An 18,883-nucleotide genomic window follows, 5' to 3' on the forward strand; every position below is an offset into this window, starting at 1 on the left:
GCCGAATCTGAATAGCAAGGTCTTTAATAGAAATTTAACACCGCTACCAGCCAAACAACCCGGACTTTTCCAGTCCCAGGTACAACCCATCCTCCCGCTGTTCTATCGGGTAGGTCTTCAAAAAATACCCCTCTCCACTGGTATTCCGCCCATTCTTTACACTAAACCTATACCTATGCAGCGGACATACCACATTCCCATCCTCATCCACCCAGCCATCCGCCAATATGCCGCTGGCATGGGGACACTTATGCGCAAACGCATACAAAACACCTTCATACCTGGTAAAAGATATCTTTTTCCCCTCTATTTCCAATATAGTCAGGTCCTTCTCACCAATTCCCGGATCAACAAATCGGTGCCATGTATACGTCTTCGCCATAAAATATTAATAGAAGAATTCTGATTTGTAAGGGTAACGCTCCCGGTACAGCTCTACCACCTTCTCCATGATCGTCTTACGCAGCTCATCTATGTTCCTGCGCTCCAGCGCTGAAATGAACACACAATTACCATGGGTCCTGGTTTCCCAGTCAGTCTTCAGCTGGTTCAGGATATCCTGCTTTACATCGTCCGCCAGCCACTGGTCAAAGGTATTCTTCTCATACAGGTCCATCTTGTTAAAGATCATGATGGTCGGCTTGTCAAACGCTTTCAGCTCATGCAGGGTGCGGTTCACCACCTCTACCTGGTCTTCATACTGCGGGTGAGAGATATCTACTACATGCAGTAAGATATCGCTTTCCCTCACTTCATCCAGGGTAGACTTAAAGCTCTCTACCAGGTGGTGGGGGAGTTTACGGATAAACCCTACCGTATCACTCAGCAGGAAAGGCGTTTGCTCAAATACTACCTTACGGGTAGTCGTATCCAGGGTTGCAAACAACTTATTTTCTGCAAATACCTCACTCTTACTCAGCGTGTTCATGATGGTACTCTTGCCTACGTTGGTATACCCCACCAGTGCCACACGAATAAATTCCCCACGATCCTTACGCTGCGTAAGTGATTGTTTATCAATCTCCGCCAGCTTCTTCCTCAACAGGGAGATCTTATCCTTTACAATACGACGGTCCGTTTCTATTTCCGTTTCACCCGGACCACGGCTGCCTATACCACCACCCTGTCTTTCCAGGTGACTCCACATACCTCTCAGCCTTGGCAGAATGTACTGGTACTGGGCCAGTTCTACCTGCACCTTTGCCTGTGCTGTACGTGCCCTGCGGGCAAAGATATCCAGGATCAGGTCACTGCGGTCAATAACCTTTATTTTCAATACATCCTGTATATTAGATATCTGGGAACCTGTCAGCTCATCGTCGAAGATGACCAGGTTGATATTTCTTCCTGTAATAAAATCCCTGACTTCTTCCAGCTTGCCCTTTCCAATAAAAGTAGCCCTGTCAGGATGCTGCAGCTTTTGGGTAAACCTCTTCACAGTCGTAGCGCCGGCCGTCTCCGCCAGGAACACCAGCTCATCCAGGTACTCCTGCACCTGGCGCTCAGTCTGCTCCTTATGTATCAACCCCACTATAACCACCCGCTCTTCCTGCTCAACAATTTGTTTTTTCTCAATCAATGTCTGTAATAATTTCGGCAAAGGTAAGAAAAGCCATCAGACTAACATTTTTCCTAAATTTAGCGTCCAAACAAAATCTGAACATGCATAAACCTCTTTTGTTAACATCACTATTCATCACAACTATGGCAATGGCCCAGGAGAAAATGACACCTGAACGGCTCTGGCAACTGGGCAGAGTGAGCGGGGAATCGGTTACAACAGATGGGAAGTCTGTAATTTTTGGCGTGTCCAACTACAACATCGCCGAAAACAAAAGTGAAAAGAACCTCTGGTCCATCCCCGTGACCGGTGGCGCTGCCAAACAGCTGACCACCTCCCCGGGCGGAGAAGGAGACGTAAGTGCCCTGCCAGGCAACAAAATCGGCTACTCCCTCAAAGGACAATGGTGGGAAATGAATGCCGACGGCAGTGGCGCTACCCAGAAAACACACGGCGAAGAAGCACTGTCCAACATCCGCATCTCTCCCGATGGCAAATACATCCTCTTCTCCAAAGAAGTAAAATTGCAGAAAGTAAGCGGCGCAGACCACTATCCCGACCTGCCTAAATCAAATGTGCAGATCTACGATAACCTGAACTACCGCCACTGGGATTTCTGGGAAGATGGTAACTTTCAACACGTATTCTACGCCACCTACGAAGATGGAAAAATCGGCACCCCTGTCGATATTATGCCAAACGAACCTTACGATTGCCCTACCATGCCATTCGGCGGTGCAGAAGATATGATCTGGAGCCCCGACAGCAAGAGCATCATCTATGTTACCAAAAAGAAGGTCGGCAAGGAATACGCCCTCAGCACCAACACCGACATCTACGAATACAACCTCGCTGACAAAACCACCAAAAACCTTTCTGAAGGTAATAAGGGGTACGATGTGGCACCGGCTTTCAGCCCGGACGGTAAGTCCCTCGCATGGCTCTCCATGGCCCACGACGGTTATGAATCTGATAAAAACGACATCACCATCCTGGATCGCAGCACCGGCACCAAAACCAATCTGACCAAAGACTGGGACAACACCGTCGCTTCTTTCCACTGGAGCAACGATGGCAAACTGCTCTTCTTCCTCGCAGTGATCAAAGGCACTGAACAGCTACACGAGCTCACCCTGAGTTCAAAAGCGATCCGCCAGGTAACCACCGGCGACTTCGATATCTCCGCCATCGTAGGCCAGGCCGGCAATACCCTGGTAGTAGCCCGCACAGATATGAACCATGCTGCAGAACTCTTTACCGTAGCCCTGCCAAAAGGGACCATTACCCCGCTTACCAGCGTGAACAAAGCCATCTATGACAACACTGCTATGTGTAAAATAGAAAAGCGCTGGACCAAAACTACCGACAACAAGGATATGCTGAGCTGGGTGATCTATCCGCCCAACTTTGATCCAAACAAGAAATATCCAACCCTGCTGTATTGCCAGGGCGGCCCTCAGTCTGCCGTATCCCAATTCTATTCTTTCCGCTGGAACTTCCAGCTCATGGCTTCCCAGGGCTATATCATCGTAGCGCCTAACCGCCGTGGTATGCCTGGTCATGGTGTGGAGTGGAATGCAAGTATCAGTAAAGACTGGGGTGGTCAGCCGATCCGCGACTACCTGAGCGCGATCGACGATGTGAGCAAAGAACCATATGTAGACAAGAGCCGACTGGGTGCAGTAGGCGCCAGCTACGGTGGTTACTCTGTATACATGCTGGCAGGTGTACACGAAAACCGCTTCAAAACCTTCATTGCACATGATGGCCTCTTTGACCTGAAAAGCTGGTATGGCACTACCGAAGAACTGTTCTTCGCCAACTGGGATATAGGGGCATACTTCGATCCTGCAAATGCCAATGCGTACAAGCAATTCAATCCAAGCGAGTATGCGAATAAGTGGAATACCCCCATCCTCATTATCCAGGGTGGCGTTGACTTCCGCGTACCGATCGAACAGGGTTTACAAGCTTTTCAGCTCGCACAGCTGAAAGGTATTAAGAGCAAACTGCTCTACTTCCCTGAAGAAAATCACTGGGTACTGAAAGCGCAAAATGCCCTGGTATGGCAACGTGAATTCTTCAAATGGCTCACTGAAACTTTATAATACTATTAGCCCTCCCTACATGAAAAGGGGAGGGCTATTTTTTTAAAAAACCACCCCAATGAACACAATTCTTCTCCACGTACAAGACAGTATTGCAACCATCACACTCAATCGCCCCGACGTTTACAACGCATTTAATGACGAACAAAGCTATGAGCTGCAGGACGCCCTGAAGCAGGTAGAGAAAGACCCGCAGGTGAGGGCCGTTGTCCTCACTGGTGCAGGCAAGGCATTCTGCAGCGGACAAGACCTGAAAGCTGCCATGGAAGCCGGCGACCGAAAGCTGAGTGAATCATTGCATAAGCGGTACAACCCCATTATCCGGGCCATCCGCAATATGCCCAAACCCGTAATCTGCAAACTCAATGGCGTAGCCGCCGGCGCAGGATGCTCGCTGGCACTGGCCTGCGATCTGATTATTGCAAGCGAAACCGCTTCGCTGATCGAGATCTTTATCAATATCGCATTGGTGCTGGATTCGGGATCATCCTATTTTCTGCCCCGTACTGTAGGCTACCACAGGGCATTTGAGCTGGCCACCAAAGCGACTAAACTCTCTGCCACCGAAGCCATGGAACTGGGACTGGTCAATAAAGTTGTAAAAGGAGAGGAGCTGGATCAGGCTGTGGCAGTTGAAGCATCGTTTTACGCCAATGCACCTACCAAAGCCATCGCATTATTAAAGAAAATGCTGACCAAAGGAATGACTGAAGACCTGGATACCGTATTGGATTACGAAGCCTACTGCCAGGAAATCGCCGGTAAAACTGAGGATAATAAAGAGGGAATCAAGGCATTCATCGAGAAAAGAAAACCCGCCTTTAAAGGAGTATAAAAACGCATAGCGGTCTGACCAAAGGCCAGACCGCTACAAAATAAGATATAATTATACGACTAGAGACCGCTCACGCTGATACCAAAGGAATAAGCGTTCACCGCAAATGAACTGTTGTCTTTGAACATGCCATTCAGGGCATAAGTACCAAACAAAGCCCAGTTGCCATAACCGATTCTTGCTGTACCTACAAAACGGAAAGTATTGAACCAGTACTTACTGCTTTCTTTTTCAACTACTTTAAATCCACTTTGGCTACCTACTGTGCGGGTATGTGCATTTAGCAGATACCCTGCTTTCAGACCCACAGCAGCCTTGAAGCCCTTGTTAGCATTCTCAGGCACCTGGCGAAAGCGCAGTTCCAATGGAATCTCCAGGTAAGTGGTAGCCAGTTTGGACTTTTTATACGCATCTGTAGACGTCCTGGAAGGAGCACTCGTATTCGTAATGTCCAATGTCATATTATTGAAGATATAGTTATCAGACCCTATTCCTAAACCCGGAGCCAGACTGAAATTACTACCAGTCAGCGGAATGTCGTACATCAGGGCAACATTGAGGGTCCGGTTAAACTTGGTATCGAGGTTACCAGCACCAGTACCGGTCAGGCCAACATAACCCAGCTCGATCACCAGAAAATCCTTAGAATGCTGAGTAGCACTCTTTGCTTTTGTCGAAATGAGCGTGCCGGCAGTGTTGTCCTGGGCAAAAACTCCGTAAGAAAGGCCCAGTAATCCAAGCGTAAAGAATATTTTCTTCATGTTTAAGTATAAAGTCTTGAAAAAGAATATTAGGCAAATTTAATGGAATAGGAATAAAACAAAGGGTTAAAATATTCCCAAAAATCCGATTCCACCTCAGACCACCCTTTTGTAAAATGAATTTTAATATATAACTTTTGCAGTTTAATCTGCTTAGCTACCTATGATCGAGAATGCCCCTCATGAACAGGAGCAGGATTACCCGGATGCCTGCTTTCAATGTAATAGCCCGGATTATGAACCCGGCTATGCCGTCAGATTGTGCAAAACATGCCGAAAACGACTTAGCCGCTACCCGTTAAAGAAAAATATCGTACTGGGAGCCGTCGGCTTAGGTATCCTCTTCGCCTTTTCTTTATACAGGTTCAAGGATTATTATAAAGCTGCTATCTCTTACGAAAAAGGAATCTCTTATGCTGATAACCGGGACTTTGTGTCTGCCGAAAAAGCATTTAAATACATACTGGATCTTTACCCACAGCACGAAGCATCCAAAGTACATTTACTCACTGCCTGTTACTACAATAATAAACCAGGAGAGGCTTTGGCAATAGGAGAAGATTTAGATAAAAATCCATCTTACAGGTATAAAGACGCCCTGGCAGAAGAAGTAGCAACAATAAGAGATCTATGGGCAAAAAACCAGCAGCAAAATGAAGATCTGACCACTGCTTCAATATACCTCCGGGATAATCGCCTGCAGGAAGCAGATAGCTTATTAAATAAAATCGCCCGCGCTAACCCCACAAACTGGGAGGCTTCCCTACTGCTCTCCAGATGCCTGAGACAGGAAAAAAAATACGCCGAAGCACTATCCGTATGTAACCACATGCTGTCTTATAATCACCAACTACCAGCTGCGCTCGCAGAAAAAGCGATCCTGCTGAAAACAGTAAAATAACTTATGATCATTGTACCCGGTATATACATCATGCTCATCACCTTCCCAGGTGTAGTCGTTCACGAATTCGCCCACCAGTTATTCTGCCGGATCTTCGGCGTTGCAATATTTGAAGTAAAATATTTCCAGATGGCTAACCCCGCTGGCTATGTCAGCCATGAACCGGTACATAATCCCGTTCATCAGCTGTTCATCTGCATCGGGCCATTTCTGATCAATACCCTATTGGCCCTGGCAATCGCCTTTCCGGCAGCTGTTCCGGTTTTTATTCTTGGAGAAGGTAATTTCCTGGATTTCGTTATGCTGTACTTTGGGTTCTCTATCGCCATGCATGCTTTTCCCAGCATCGCAGACGCCAAAATAATATGGGAAACCGTCTGGAACGGTGAAAACACGCCTTTATGGCTCAAAGTCCTTACCGTTCCCATCGTAGCATTGATCTACCTGGGTGCAGCAGGATCTATGTTCATGCTGAATTTACTGTATGGAATGGGAATAGCGTTTGGCCTGCCAGTGCTGATTATGAAGTTCCTGGCTCATTACTACTAACTGAAAAGGTACAATACATCTTCTTTCGTCAGCTTCTTGATAAAGCCGGTATCGTCAGCAATGATTTCCTTTACCAGCGATTTTTTACGCTCCTGCAACTGAAGAATTTTTTCTTCTACGGTATCCTTACAGATCATGCGGTAAGCAAAGATGTTTTTCGTTTGCCCGATACGGTGCGTACGGTCTATCGCCTGTTGCTCTACAGCCGGGTTCCACCATGGATCTACGATATATACATAGTCTGCCGCAGTGAGGTTCAGACCCACACCACCCGCTTTGAGAGAGATGAGGAATACACGGCAGTCTTCATTGTTCTGGAAATTCTGGATCGCCCGCTCACGCTCGCTGGTAGAAGTGCTACCATCAAAATACTCAAATGGTACTTTCATGTGCTGCAGCTTTTCCCTGATCAGTCCCAGCATGCCGAGGAACTGGGAGAAAATCAGCACCTTGTGGTTACTGATGTTCTCTGACATTTCGCGGGTCAGCTCATGCAGCTTCACGGAATGATTAGGATATTGCTCTGCCTCATTGAGAATAGCAGGAGAGTCACAAATCTGGCGCAGCTTCATCAAACCTTGCAGGATGGTGAGCTGTGAGCGCTCCATACCCTGATCTTCTATCACACCCAGGATCTTGCTACGATAAGAGTTGCGGTAAGCATCATAAATATGCCTTTGCTCCGCATCCATTTCGCAGAAAATCACAGTCTCAATCTTCTCAGGCAGTTCCTTCGCTACCTGCTCCTTGGTACGGCGCAGTATGAAAGGATAGATCAGTTTACGCAGGTGATCCTTACGCTCCTCGTCCTGGAACTTGTCAATTGGCGTGGCAAATTCATTGCGGAAGAAATCCACACTACCCAGCATTCCCGGGTTCAGGAAGTTCATCTGGGCATAGATATCAAAGGTGTTGTTCTGCATCGGGGTACCACTCAATGCCAGCTTATTGCGGGTGTTGAGCAGTTGTGCAGCCTTGGTCACCTTACTCTGCGGGTTCTTGATAGCCTGCGATTCATCCAGTACTACATAGTCCAGCGCCAGTTTCATCAGCAGGGTGATGTCACTGCGCAAGGTACCGTAGGTAGTGATCAGGATATCGAATTGTTGTAACGTTTCTGCATCCTTCAGCCGGGCAGGGCCATGATGAATATGATATTTCATGGAAGGGGTAAACTTCCTGATTTCATTTTCCCAGTTATAGATCAGCGTGGTCGGACATACTACCAGCGCCAGGCATTTACTTTCGTTCTTATTTTTGTAGTGCTGTATAAAGGTCAGCGCCTGAATGGTTTTACCAAGCCCCATATCATCTGCCAGGATACCGCCCCACTTCACTTCGTCGAGGTAGTTCAGCCACTGAAAACCACTTTCCTGGTAAGGACGCAGGGTCGCATGCAGGTTGTGAGGCAGGTCGATGTTGCGGATCTCGTCGAACTGCAACAGCTTTCTACGCTTAGACTCCAGCTCCATCAGGATCGCTTCGTCATCAATAAACTCATAGAGCTCATCAATTACGCTAAAGTTGTACTTGCTTAGTTTCAGCGCTCCCCTGTCTTTTTCTTCCCCAATCTTGAAGAGCAGGGAATATTTTTTCAGCCATTCTTCCGGCAACAGTCCCAGGGAGCCATCTGCCAGTTGTACATAGTTCTGCTTGTTGTTCAGGGCTTGCTTGATGTCGCGAATGCTCACCTTCTGGTCGCCATACAATACCTCGATCTGCGCATCGAACCAGTCGATACCGGAGCTGATCTGCAGGTTGGTGACTGGTTTGTAGGCACTGAACTTAAAGTTCTTCAGGTTGTCAAACCCAAATACCCGCACATTCATTTCCTTCAGGGCATCGAAGAAGAGGAAGAACCAGTTGTTCTTCAATGCCTCTTTTGCTCTCAGGAAGAAGTAGTTGTTATTGGTAGGTGTGGAGAAACTGGTATGCAGGGAAGACAGCTTTTCTACGAATTGCTGTTCCGCCTCTTTGTTACGGTGAATGATCAGCACCTTGTTCCCTTCCTGTACCGTAATCTTCGCATCATCATTCCACTCTACTTCCTGCCCATGATAGGCAAAGCCCGGCTGGATAATGAAGGTTTCACCTACTTCCCGCAGGAACACCCTGGCCTCAGGCACCACATCGTCTACTTCGGCCAGCAGGGTATGATCAAATTGTATATTATACTGTTTGCTCAGTGGCAACAGGTAATCTTTCAGGTACATACTCCACTCTGCAGCCTGAATGCGCAGGCGGCCCTGTTCGCGGAACAGTTCTACATGCAGTGCATCCTGTGGATTTTCGAACAGGTACAGCACCCCGTTTTTCAGGAACAGGATAGGGCTGTCCCACTCATTTTCCGATACATTCATCAGTTCACCCTGTATAGACACATGGCAGGTAATTTCAATGAACTCTTTGCCTGCATGGGTCTTGAAAATAGGTTGCAACCTTTCACCTGCCAGTTGTATGGTCTGAAGGTTCTTGGTTTTGAACTGCTGCCGGTTAGGTAACAGGAACAGTAATCCATGGGCGGCTATCTGCGGAAACAGTTTGGCAAGCTTGGGATGCAGGTATTCCAGCATCAGCTCCTTGGTTTCCGTAGGCAGGGCCGACTCGTTATTGTCGTGGGTGATGTTTTCCCAGATGCCCGCAAAAGGGGAATTCTTGCTCAGGAACTTGCTCACTTCCGTACCCTGCACCTTGCGGATAGGGGTAATGAGGTCACGATCAGGTTCTTTATATTGGTAAAAATCAACGTACTTGGTCAGGTCCAGTTTATTCACCAGCGACACAAAGGCATCCCCCTCATCGTTCACTTCCCCGCTCACCAGGTCAATCCGGAAGAAAGGGTACAGCGGTTCGTTGGCATTGAATACGATGCCCAGTCTATGGGTGATCACAGCCGCGGTTTCAGTAGGAGATGGCGGTGCTGGCTGGCGGCCGGCATTCAGTCCATCCACTCTTTTGATGCTGGGATCCAGTACCCGCAGAAATGGTTTCCCTTCCATGTAAGAAAAGGTAAACTTACCATCCAGGTCGTCGCTCAGAGAGTATCCATACAGCGCCAGCAGTTTGTTCTTCTCCTTATCCCAGTTGCGCAGACTATCGAAATAGTAAGGGCCCTGGGTATTCAGCAGGTGCAAAAAGAGGGCTGTTTTGTGCTTACAAATGGCATGTTCCGACTCATCGCAGGTACAGCTGGTATCGAAGAATCGCTCTTCGTTTCGCTGCAGAATAACAGGATATTCAGTACCGTTGTCTTTAACAATCGCTTCTACCTTCTCATCTTTGGCTGCCTGAATTTTGATGGCTTTGCTTTGTTTAGCCAGTTTCTCCGCTTCCGTGAACAGGTCGTTGGAGGTAAGGAGCTTCAGGGCCTTTATATCAATCGACTTAATTTTTACCAGCGTATGCTGCTGGTTATATGTAGTATCGAAACTTTCGAACTGGTTTTTATCCAGCATTTCCTGCAACTGGAACATGGCAGCAGCCTCATGGCGGCAAATGTCTCCCAGGTTGTAGGGGCATTGGCAGCGCACAGACATGTTGCTGGTCTCATGATATTTGTTGATGGAAACGCGATAGTAGTTAGCGTGGGTATCGCTCTTTACACGAAAAGTAGCCGATTTCAGAATAGGGTCGGCCTCAATCAATTCCACACCTCCGGTAGCAAATATGCGTTTCCCCCTGCGGATCACCTCATCGGTTCCGTTATTGTACACATATTTGAGCAACTGGGGTAGCGACATAAGTATCAGCTTGCCTTATTTTATTCTGACCACTTGCGGGTTAAAAACTAAAATATTTAGCAGATGGCTAGAAGGCAATTCACAAAAGTACACAGAAAAATCGTAAAAAAGATAGGCGAAAGGGATGCAGTGAAGGGGCAATAAAGGTTCTTGCATTCAAACCCCTGAACAGAAGAGGGTTTCAATAAAATAAGGAGTCCCCGGCAGTAAAAATCACCGGGGACTTTAAGAATTATTTTGCAATTACCAGCTCTCCATTTTTATAAATCGGAAGCACATTTGCCCCGTCGGGAGTCAGGCAATACTGAATGTCTTTTTGCAGACCAAACTTCGCCAGCCGCTTATAGTGCGATGCCTGGGTCATCATTTCCTGAATGTTGTCCTTATTGGAGGTATACAGCAGTTCTGCAGCCAGGGCAGCGTCGTCATTAATATGGAAGTGCTCCCTGATACGGCTGATCACAGCCCCGGCAAAGAGGGTATCTTCCAGGTTCACCTTATCTTTCCAGGCAGCGCAACCCAGTATTACAGGGCGCTTTTGCGCCACCAGGTAATCGCACACCGCAGAGAGGTTAGGAAAGGAACCTGTAACGATCTGTTCCGCATCCTTAGCCATATGCAACAGCTTGGTACCATTGGTAGTAGTCAGCACCAATGTTTTGCCCCCTATAAACTCACGGGAGTATTCAAAAGGGGAGTTGCCATGTTCCAGCCCTTCGGCTACCTGCCCATCTCTTTCACCGGCAGTGATAGCGCCCAGTTCGGCACCGATCCGGATGCAATCCGGCACGGTGGCTACCGGTATTACCCTCGCAGCGCCATTATACAGGGCAGTACAAATGGTGGATGTGGCTCTCAAAACATCGATAATCACTACGATACTACCTTTTACCTCATGCAGGTGCAGTAAAGCAGGCGATAAACATACTTCTAAAGATGGTAACTGTATTTCTTCTTTGCTCATTATCAATCTAGTATTACTCTCCATTTTTCGGTCTCCGCATAGTCCTTGATGACGTCATTGCGCATTTTCAGCAATTGGGTCATGTACCTGTTCAGGTAAAGCTTCTCAAACCATCTGCCCAGCCGCCCGTAAGGGGTACCAAATTCAAATACATCAATAGCGATCGTAGCATTCTCGATTTGCTTAAAATGATGCTCATGCTTCATATAGGTAAAGTCTCCTTCTACCATCTCATCACAGAAATACTCCTTGGGGCGCATCTCCGTAATGCGGGTGGTCAGCTGCCTGATTTTACCCAAATGTTTAGCTTGCCAGGTTACTGTTTCGTCAGCTTCAATCAGACCGTTTACACGGCCTTTTATCGCGTCTTCCTGCAGGTGCGACATGCTGCGCTTGTGCAGGGTAATGCTCCGGCTCAGGTCAAAAACCCTGTCCATTGGAGCACGAATAACAGTAGTCAGATGAATGGTAGGCATAGCGATATGGTTTTAAAAAGGTGTATTAGCTTAAGAACGGTACTTTCACCACCTTGGCTTTCAATAGCTTATCCCTTACAGCAATAAAGATCTCGGAATCCAGCGCGGCAAAAGGTGTTTGAACATAGCCCAGACCTATCGCTTTCTGCATAGAAGGCGATTGTGTACCGGAGGTAACACGGCCTATGACCTGACCATTGGCATCCTTTATTTCATAATCATGACGTGGAATGCCCTTGTCAACCATTTCAAAACCAACCAGTTTCTGTTTCACACCGGCTGCCTTTTGCGCTTCAAAGATACTACGTGCCGTAAATTCTTTTGTAAATTTCGTGATCCAACCCAGCCCTGCTTCAAGCGGAGAAGTACGGTCGTCAATATCATTGCCGTACAGGCAGAAGCCCATTTCCAGTCGCAGGGTATCTCTTGCACCCAGACCAATGGGTTTCAGACCTTTAGGGCCGCCCACCGCGAAGATGGCATTCCAGATTTTGTCTGCGTTGTCATCTTTATCTTCAAAATAGATCTCAATACCACCCGCACCGGTATAACCTGTAGCACTGATAATTACATTGGATACCCCTGCAAATTCACCTTTGGCAAAGGTGTAGTATTTCTGGTTTACCAGGTCTACACTGGTCAGGGATTGCAGCATGCTCGCAGCGTTAGGGCCCTGAATAGCCAGCAGACAGGTACGGTCAGAAATATTCTGCATTTCCACACCCTGGGTATTGAATTTGCTGATCCAGTTCCAGTCCTTCTCAATATTGCTGGCATTCACCACCAGCATATAAACCTTGTTTTCCTCAAGGCAGTACACCAGGAGGTCATCCACAATACCACCTTCTTCATTAGGCAGACAGCTGTATTGCGCTTTGCCAGCCGTCAGTTTGGAGGCATCATTGCTGGTTACCCGTTGAATCAGGTCCAGCGCATGCTCCCCTTTTAACATGAACTCACCCATATGGCTCACGTCAAATACCCCTGCATTCGTACGCACTGCCTGATGCTCATCATTAATACCAGTGTAAGAGATAGGCATATTATAACCCGCGAACGGTGCCATCTTAGCGCCCAGCGCTATGTGTTTGTTTGTAAATGGTGTGTTCTTCATAATCTAATGATCGGTACTTGTTTTGGGTATGCTTTTAGTTTAGTTTTTGTTTAAGCCCCGCAAAAATAGGCTGATTTTCCAAATTCAGCGAAATTGGACCAATAATTGCCTTTTCCGTCACAATAGTTATGCTACAGCATCATAATTTTGAACCGGGAATCTAAACAACGTATTGGTTATGACTGTTATTATCCCACAGTATGTGATTTGCTAACCAACAACTTAGATACCGGGTTATCTCTTGCTTGGAATGACTATCGTCTCTTGACCTCTTAAAAATATGCATACAACTGTGAAGCACACCATCTGGCTGCTGGCGCTCGCTTTGCCATCTGCGCAACTGACCGCCCAAAAGAAAGCCGACCGAAAAACATTGGGAAACCTACAGGCCCACATTACCTACCTGGCCAGTGACAAACTGGAAGGACGCCTCACAGGCAGTCCCGGTGAACAATTAGCTGCTGGTTATATATCAGCACAAATGAAACAGGCCGGCCTGGCCCCAAAAGGAGACAATGGCTACCTCCAGACTTTCCCTGTCAATGAAGGCAAAACCATCGATCCTGCCAGCTCCCTGATCATCAATAACAATACGCTGACTCCCGCTGAGCAGTACATTCCATTGCCCTTCAGCGCCCAAAAGAGTGCAAAAGGCGAGGTAATGCCAGCGGTAAATGAGCCGGACAATATCTGGTTGCTGAATGTGAAAGACATTGAATCAGATCCACATACAGCTCCGTTAGAGATCTACCGCCAGGCAGCGGCCGATGCAGCCAAAGCCGGTGCTACCGGGGTTGTTTTCTACAATGGCCCCGAATCTGCTGCCGATGTACGCAAATGGCTGTCAGGCGAAACCACCCCACTCACCATCCCCGTAATGTGGGTAACAGACGGCATCAGCAAAACAATGGAAAATGCAGATGAAGTAAAGGTGAGCATGAACGTGGCTTTTGGCACCGGTAAACGTACAGGTACCAATGTGATTGGTTTTTTGGACAATAAAGCTCCTTCCACTATTATCATAGGCGCTCACTTTGACCACCTGGGCAAGGGAGAGGACCATAACTCACTGGCACCCAATGAAAAATCTATTCACAACGGTGCCGATGACAATGCAAGCGGTACTGCCGCCCTCATTGAACTGGCCCGCTTACTGAAAGGTGCACATTTCAATAAATACAATTTCCTGTTTGCCGCCTTCTCCGGCGAAGAACTGGGACTTTTTGGCTCCAAATACCTCGCAGATCATTTACCTGTAGACCTGGGAACTGTGGATTATATGGTCAATATGGATATGATAGGTCGCCTGGATACTGCCAAAGGCTTACAAATAGGAGGGGTGGGTACTTCCCCCGTATGGCCGGAGGTCGTAAAGGCCGTAGCCCCGGCAGGTCTCAAACTGACTTATGATTCTTCAGGCACAGGCCCTTCCGATCATACCTCCTTTTACCTGAAGAATGTACCCGTGCTGTTCTTCTTTACCGGCTCCCATGCAGATTATCACAAACCTTCTGATGATGCAGATAAGATTAACTATAATGGAGAAATCATGGTGATAAAAATGGTGTATGATATTGTAGAGAAGACGAATGGCATGACCAAACTGGCATTTACCAAAACCAGGGATAAGCAGATGGGTACCAGCGCCCGTTTCTCTGTTTCCCTGGGTATTATGCCTGATTATACCTGGCAGAAGAATGGAGTGCATGTAGATGCAGTAACCGAAGGTAAACCCGCATACAAAGCCGGTTTGGCAGTGAACGACATTATCATCCAGTTAGGTGCACATCACGTTACTAATCTTGAAGATTACATGCAGGCCCTGGCTGCCTTCAAAAAAGGCGACAAAACAACTGTATTAGTAAAGAGAGGTGCTGCCGAAAAGAAATTCGACGTCCAGTTTTAGCCGGCCACAGGCCATACACGCTCACAAAAAACGCTTTTGCTATATGGCAAAAGCGTTTTTTGTGATGTTTTTTTTAAAACCGGTATCTTGCAGTTTCAATATCGTGATATGAAGCCTGTTTTGTTGATATTAACGGTAGCCGCAACTTTCTTTTCGTGTAATCAGTCGCGTAACGACAACCGGGATGCCTCCGCGTACGACGTCGTGACCGAGAAAAGCTATGTCCTGCGCAATACCCAACCCGTGAGTAGCGACTCCCTTACTAATATCGTCTTACAACGTCAGGAAGAAATGGCCCGTATCCTGGAAAGACATGGGTTCAAAAAACACCTCGTCACCAACGACAGCCTTCTCTTTCGCCGTGCAAACGGGCTGGAAGTAATGCTCGAACTGCCGGCCCCCGAAGATGCCTGGCAGGCAAATGCCATCATCGCATTTGACCCGCAGAAAAGCCCGCTGTTCATCAACCTGAAAAAGGATAGCACGCAGGTGACCAATTATATTAAATAACCCTCTTTCATCATTTGGGAACTAGACAAGACATACGACTCTGTGTTGATGCAGTTGTATTTGGTTACACTGCCAAAGAAAGCATATCCGTATTGCTAATCAAACGGACTATTGAACCCTTTATACATGACTGGGCACTACCCGGTGGCTTCGTGCTGAATGGCGAAACACTGGAAGACGCCGTGACCCGCGAACTGCTCACCGAAGCCGGTGTACACATCAACTACCTGGAACAACTATATACCTTCGGCAAACCAGATCGCGATCCCCGGGGCAGGATCATTTCCATCGCCTACTTCGGCCTCGTCAATCCTACCAACTTCAAACTGGCGGCCAGCTCAGATGCTGAAGACGCCCGCTGGTTCGATATAAAACATCTGCCTGCACTGGCTTTTGACCACGGCGAAATCGTATCTACCGCTGTCAAAAGACTGCGTAATAAAATCCGGTACGAGCCTATCGGCTTCGAACTGCTGGATAGAAAGTTCCCCATCTCTGACCTGGAAAAACTGTATGAAACTGTACTGGACCGCCCGATAGACAGACGTAACTTCCAGAAAAAGATGAATCACTTTGGAATCTTAATGGAACATAATGAAAAACTAAAACACCCTTCCGCCGGCAGACCCGCCAAGTTGTATAGCTTCAATGAAGAACGGTATTTTCAGCTGAAACAGGAAGGAATCATGTTCGAGATATAATCTGCCCATCCCTTTAAATTTATTCCGAACCGCCTTCAAATGAGTGACTCATTTGAAGGCGGTTCGAATTTTTTTTAAAAATCAAATAACTGGTAATCAATACATAATTCATATTTGCGTATTTTTTACCAAAAATATTTTGTGTATATAAAATAACCCTTTTATATTTGTGTAGAAGTTACACAAAACACTGGTATATGACAACGCTAAAACCGACAGGAGTCATCATCGCCCGCTTTCAAACACCCAGCCTTCATGAAGGTCACCTGGAACTGATCCGGCAGGTAAAGCAAAAGCATAACCGCCTTATCATCGTTCTCGGCGTAAGCCCGGTGAAAGGCAGCCGCAAGAACCCATTGGATTATTATACCAGGGAGAGAATGATCAAACAACTCTTCCCCGATGTCATCATCCTTCCGGCGAGCGATCAGGCAGATGATAAAGTATGGTCCCACAAACTGGATGAATTGCTATCGACTAACTTTCCCCACGAATCGTTCGTGCTGTACGGCAGCCGGGATAGTTTCATCCCTTACTATCATGGCCGTTACCCCACCAATGACCTGCCGCCTGTAAAGGACTACAATGCCACCGCCCTGCGCGAAGCTGTGTCTGACAAGGTATTCGATACCGAAGAATTCAGAGCCGGCATCATCTACAATACATACAACCAGTTTCCCAAAGTATACCCAACCGTAGATATCGCCGTATTCAGGCACAATCGTACCGAGCTGCTGCTGGGTCGCAAACCTGCCGAAAACGCATGGCGCCTGCCAGGAGGCTTCTCTGATCCGACAGACGAAAGCTTCGACATCGCTGCCCGCCGCGAACTGCAGGAAGAATGTGGTCAACTGGAAACCAGCCCTATGCAATACGAACTTTCTATGCAGATGGACGACTGGCGCTACCGCTCCGAAGTAGACAAGATCATTACCACCCTGTTCAGCACTGACCTGGTATTCGGAGAGCCCCATGCTGCCGACGATATTGCCGCCCTGCGCTGGGTACCGGTCAACAAAATCAGGGAAATGATCACTAACGGTGAAATCGTACCCGTTCACATCCCATTGCTGGAAAAACTCGCTGATAAATATTCTACTAACGCCTAAATCAAAGAATCATGACAAAGGAAAACCTCATCCTCTTAGCCGATGCCTATAAATACTCCCACCACAAACTGTACATACCCGGTACTGAATATATCTACTCCTACCTTGAAAGCCGGGGCGGCAAGTTCAACGAAACTGTATTCTATGGTCTCCAATACCTGCTCATGGAATACCTGCAGGGCGTAGTGATCACAAAAGAAAAAATTGACGAAGCAGAAAACGAATTGAAAGAAGTATTTGGTCGCAACGATGTATTTGACCGCACCAAATTTGAATATATCATCGAAAAACACGGCGGTCGCCTGCCAGTGAGAATCAAAGCGGTTCCGGAAGGAACAGTCACCGCCACACACAATGTGCTGATGACGATCGAGAACACCGATCCAAACTGTTTCTGGCTTACCAACTTCCTCGAAACACTGCTCATGCAGGTCTGGTACCCAAGTACCGTAGCTACCATGAGCCGTGAAATCAAAAAAGTCGTAAAGAAATATTACGACGAAACCGCCAGCAGCGCATCTTTCGCCGGTATCGACTTCGTGCTGAACGACTTCGGTTTCCGGGGCGCCAGCTCTGTAGAAAGTGCAGGATGGGGCGGCAGCGCACACCTCATCAACTTTGCAGGTAGCGATACCCTGATCGGTTCTACATTTGCCAAAAGATATTATAATGCACCTACCGCTCCCGGCCTCTCTATTCCTGCTACTGAGCACTCTATCATGACCTTGTTAGGCGAACCGGGAGAAAAAGAGATCTTCAAACACGTACTGGACACCTTCCCAACCGGCACCATTGCCTGCGTATCTGATTCTTACAACATCATCAGGGCTTGCTGGGAATACTGGGGTACTGAACTGAAAGAACAGATCCTGAAAAGAGATGGTACACTTGTAATTCGCCCTGATAGCGGCGATGCTGTACAAACCCTGTTGAAAGTATTCGAAGTACTCACAGAAAAATTTGGCTATACTGTCAATGAAAAGGGCTACAAAGTATTGCCGCCACAGGTTCGCGTAATACAGGGTGACGGTATCAGTTACTCTTCTATCCCCACCATCTACGAAGCATTGAAAAATGCAGGTATCAGCGCCGAAAACCTCGCATTGGGAATGGGTGGTGCACTGTTACAAAGAGTGAACCGGGATACACAGGAATATGCCTTGAAATGTGCTTATGCAGTTGTAAATGGAAAAGGTATCAACGTACAGAAAAATCCACTTGAACTGGATGCTAATGGTAACACCCGTATATCTTTCAAGAAATCCAAATCCGGTAAACAGGCATTAGTGAAGCAGGATGGCGCCTTTGTAACCATTCCTGAAAGCGAAGCTGCCGGCCTTAAAGATGAGTTGATCACCGTGTTTGAAGATGGAGAAATAAAAACTTCATATACATTTAACGATATCAAAATCAGAGCACAGATCTGACCTTTCATTCATTGTTTGTCACTTCATCCGGCCTGCGGCAAATCCTGAAATGCCCGCCGCAGGCCTCGTCCTTAGCAAAAAGAAACGCTTCTATACAGAGCTGGTACAACATCGCTCCCCGGCCGGCTTTTCAAATAGTTACTCCAGCATGGAGGCGTTGCTGCAAAAAAAGCCGGCTGTTGACCTTATTCACACCCTCTCCCTTACCTGTGTAAGGGAGA

General features: G+C 47.3%; 16 protein-coding genes. 9 read left to right on the forward strand and 7 right to left on the reverse strand.

The window, feature by feature from the left end; translation table 11 throughout:
• Positions 1-43: 43 nt before the first annotated feature.
• Together ABDW16_RS00850 and hflX are read right to left on the reverse strand one after the other, a co-directional pair.
• Entirely contained in the window at positions 44-382 is a 339-nt protein-coding gene (locus ABDW16_RS00850) for a Rieske 2Fe-2S domain-containing protein (protein WP_343667218.1), read from the reverse strand.
• 6 nt (positions 383-388) lie between these two features.
• Positions 389-1,600 carry a GTPase HflX gene (gene hflX, locus ABDW16_RS00855; RefSeq protein WP_343667219.1) on the reverse strand — a complete coding sequence of 404 codons (1,212 nt, stop codon included), beginning with the start codon at positions 1,598-1,600 and terminating at the stop codon, positions 389-391.
• A 62-nt stretch (positions 1,601-1,662) separates the two neighbouring features.
• On the opposite strand from hflX, the gene ABDW16_RS00860 reads away from it, so the two are divergent.
• Positions 1,663-3,669 (forward strand): S9 family peptidase, encoded by a 2,007-nt coding sequence (locus ABDW16_RS00860; RefSeq protein ID WP_343667220.1) that lies wholly within the window; start codon positions 1,663-1,665, stop codon positions 3,667-3,669.
• Positions 3,670-3,727: 58 nt separating this feature from the next.
• On the forward strand, positions 3,728-4,504 hold the full coding sequence (locus ABDW16_RS00865) for an enoyl-CoA hydratase-related protein (protein ID WP_343667221.1): 777 nt from the start codon (positions 3,728-3,730) through the stop codon (positions 4,502-4,504).
• A 59-nt stretch (positions 4,505-4,563) separates the two neighbouring features.
• On the opposite strand, the gene ABDW16_RS00870 is transcribed toward ABDW16_RS00865, so the two are convergent.
• Positions 4,564-5,265: an outer membrane beta-barrel protein gene (locus ABDW16_RS00870; RefSeq protein ID WP_343667222.1), complete on the reverse strand. Its 702-nt coding sequence runs from the start codon at positions 5,263-5,265 to the stop codon at positions 4,564-4,566.
• Positions 5,266-5,428: 163 nt separating this feature from the next.
• On the opposite strand from ABDW16_RS00870, the gene ABDW16_RS00875 reads away from it, so the two are divergent.
• Both ABDW16_RS00875 and ABDW16_RS00880 read left to right on the forward strand, forming a co-directional pair.
• Positions 5,429-6,166, forward strand: a complete 738-nt coding sequence (locus tag ABDW16_RS00875) for a tetratricopeptide repeat protein (protein WP_343667223.1) — start codon at positions 5,429-5,431, stop codon at positions 6,164-6,166.
• A 3-nt stretch (positions 6,167-6,169) separates the two neighbouring features.
• Positions 6,170-6,715, forward strand: a complete 546-nt coding sequence (locus ABDW16_RS00880; RefSeq protein WP_343667224.1) for a metalloprotease family protein — start codon at positions 6,170-6,172, stop codon at positions 6,713-6,715.
• Here the strand turns inward: ABDW16_RS00880 and ABDW16_RS00885 are convergent.
• The 4 genes from ABDW16_RS00885 to gcvT form a co-directional block, all read right to left on the reverse strand.
• Positions 6,712-10,455, reverse strand: a complete 3,744-nt coding sequence (locus ABDW16_RS00885; protein ID WP_343667225.1) for an SNF2-related protein — start codon at positions 10,453-10,455, stop codon at positions 6,712-6,714. The two genes, ABDW16_RS00880 and ABDW16_RS00885, sit on opposite strands and share 4 nt — an antisense overlap.
• Before the next feature lie 232 nt (positions 10,456-10,687).
• Positions 10,688-11,419: a 2-phosphosulfolactate phosphatase gene (locus tag ABDW16_RS00890; protein WP_343667226.1), complete on the reverse strand. Its 732-nt coding sequence runs from the start codon at positions 11,417-11,419 to the stop codon at positions 10,688-10,690.
• 2 nt (positions 11,420-11,421) lie between these two features.
• Entirely contained in the window at positions 11,422-11,895 is a 474-nt protein-coding gene (locus ABDW16_RS00895) for an SRPBCC family protein (RefSeq protein ID WP_343667227.1), read from the reverse strand.
• Between the two features lie 25 nt (positions 11,896-11,920).
• Positions 11,921-13,009, reverse strand: a complete 1,089-nt coding sequence (gcvT, locus tag ABDW16_RS00900) for a glycine cleavage system aminomethyltransferase GcvT (protein WP_343667228.1) — start codon at positions 13,007-13,009, stop codon at positions 11,921-11,923.
• 280 nt (positions 13,010-13,289) lie between these two features.
• Between gcvT and ABDW16_RS00905 the strand changes: the two genes are divergently transcribed.
• From ABDW16_RS00905 to ABDW16_RS00925, 5 genes are all read left to right on the forward strand, one after another.
• A complete protein-coding gene (locus ABDW16_RS00905) occupies positions 13,290-14,915 on the forward strand; it encodes a M20/M25/M40 family metallo-hydrolase (RefSeq protein ID WP_343667229.1) in 1,626 nt (541 codons plus the stop codon).
• Positions 14,916-15,023: 108 nt separating this feature from the next.
• On the forward strand, positions 15,024-15,425 hold the full coding sequence (locus ABDW16_RS00910; protein WP_343667230.1) for a hypothetical protein: 402 nt from the start codon (positions 15,024-15,026) through the stop codon (positions 15,423-15,425).
• Between the two features lie 14 nt (positions 15,426-15,439).
• Entirely contained in the window at positions 15,440-16,126 is a 687-nt protein-coding gene (locus ABDW16_RS00915; protein WP_343667231.1) for an NUDIX domain-containing protein, read from the forward strand.
• A 197-nt stretch (positions 16,127-16,323) separates the two neighbouring features.
• Positions 16,324-17,235 (forward strand): NUDIX domain-containing protein, encoded by a 912-nt coding sequence (locus ABDW16_RS00920; protein ID WP_343667232.1) that lies wholly within the window; start codon positions 16,324-16,326, stop codon positions 17,233-17,235.
• A gap of 11 nt (positions 17,236-17,246) precedes the next feature.
• Positions 17,247-18,662: a nicotinate phosphoribosyltransferase gene (locus ABDW16_RS00925; protein ID WP_343667233.1), complete on the forward strand. Its 1,416-nt coding sequence runs from the start codon at positions 17,247-17,249 to the stop codon at positions 18,660-18,662.
• The last annotated feature ends 221 nt before the right edge of the window (positions 18,663-18,883 follow it).

It is taken from the genome of Chitinophaga sp. (assembly GCF_039596135.1).
In the GTDB taxonomy this organism is placed as follows: domain Bacteria; phylum Bacteroidota; class Bacteroidia; order Chitinophagales; family Chitinophagaceae; genus Chitinophaga.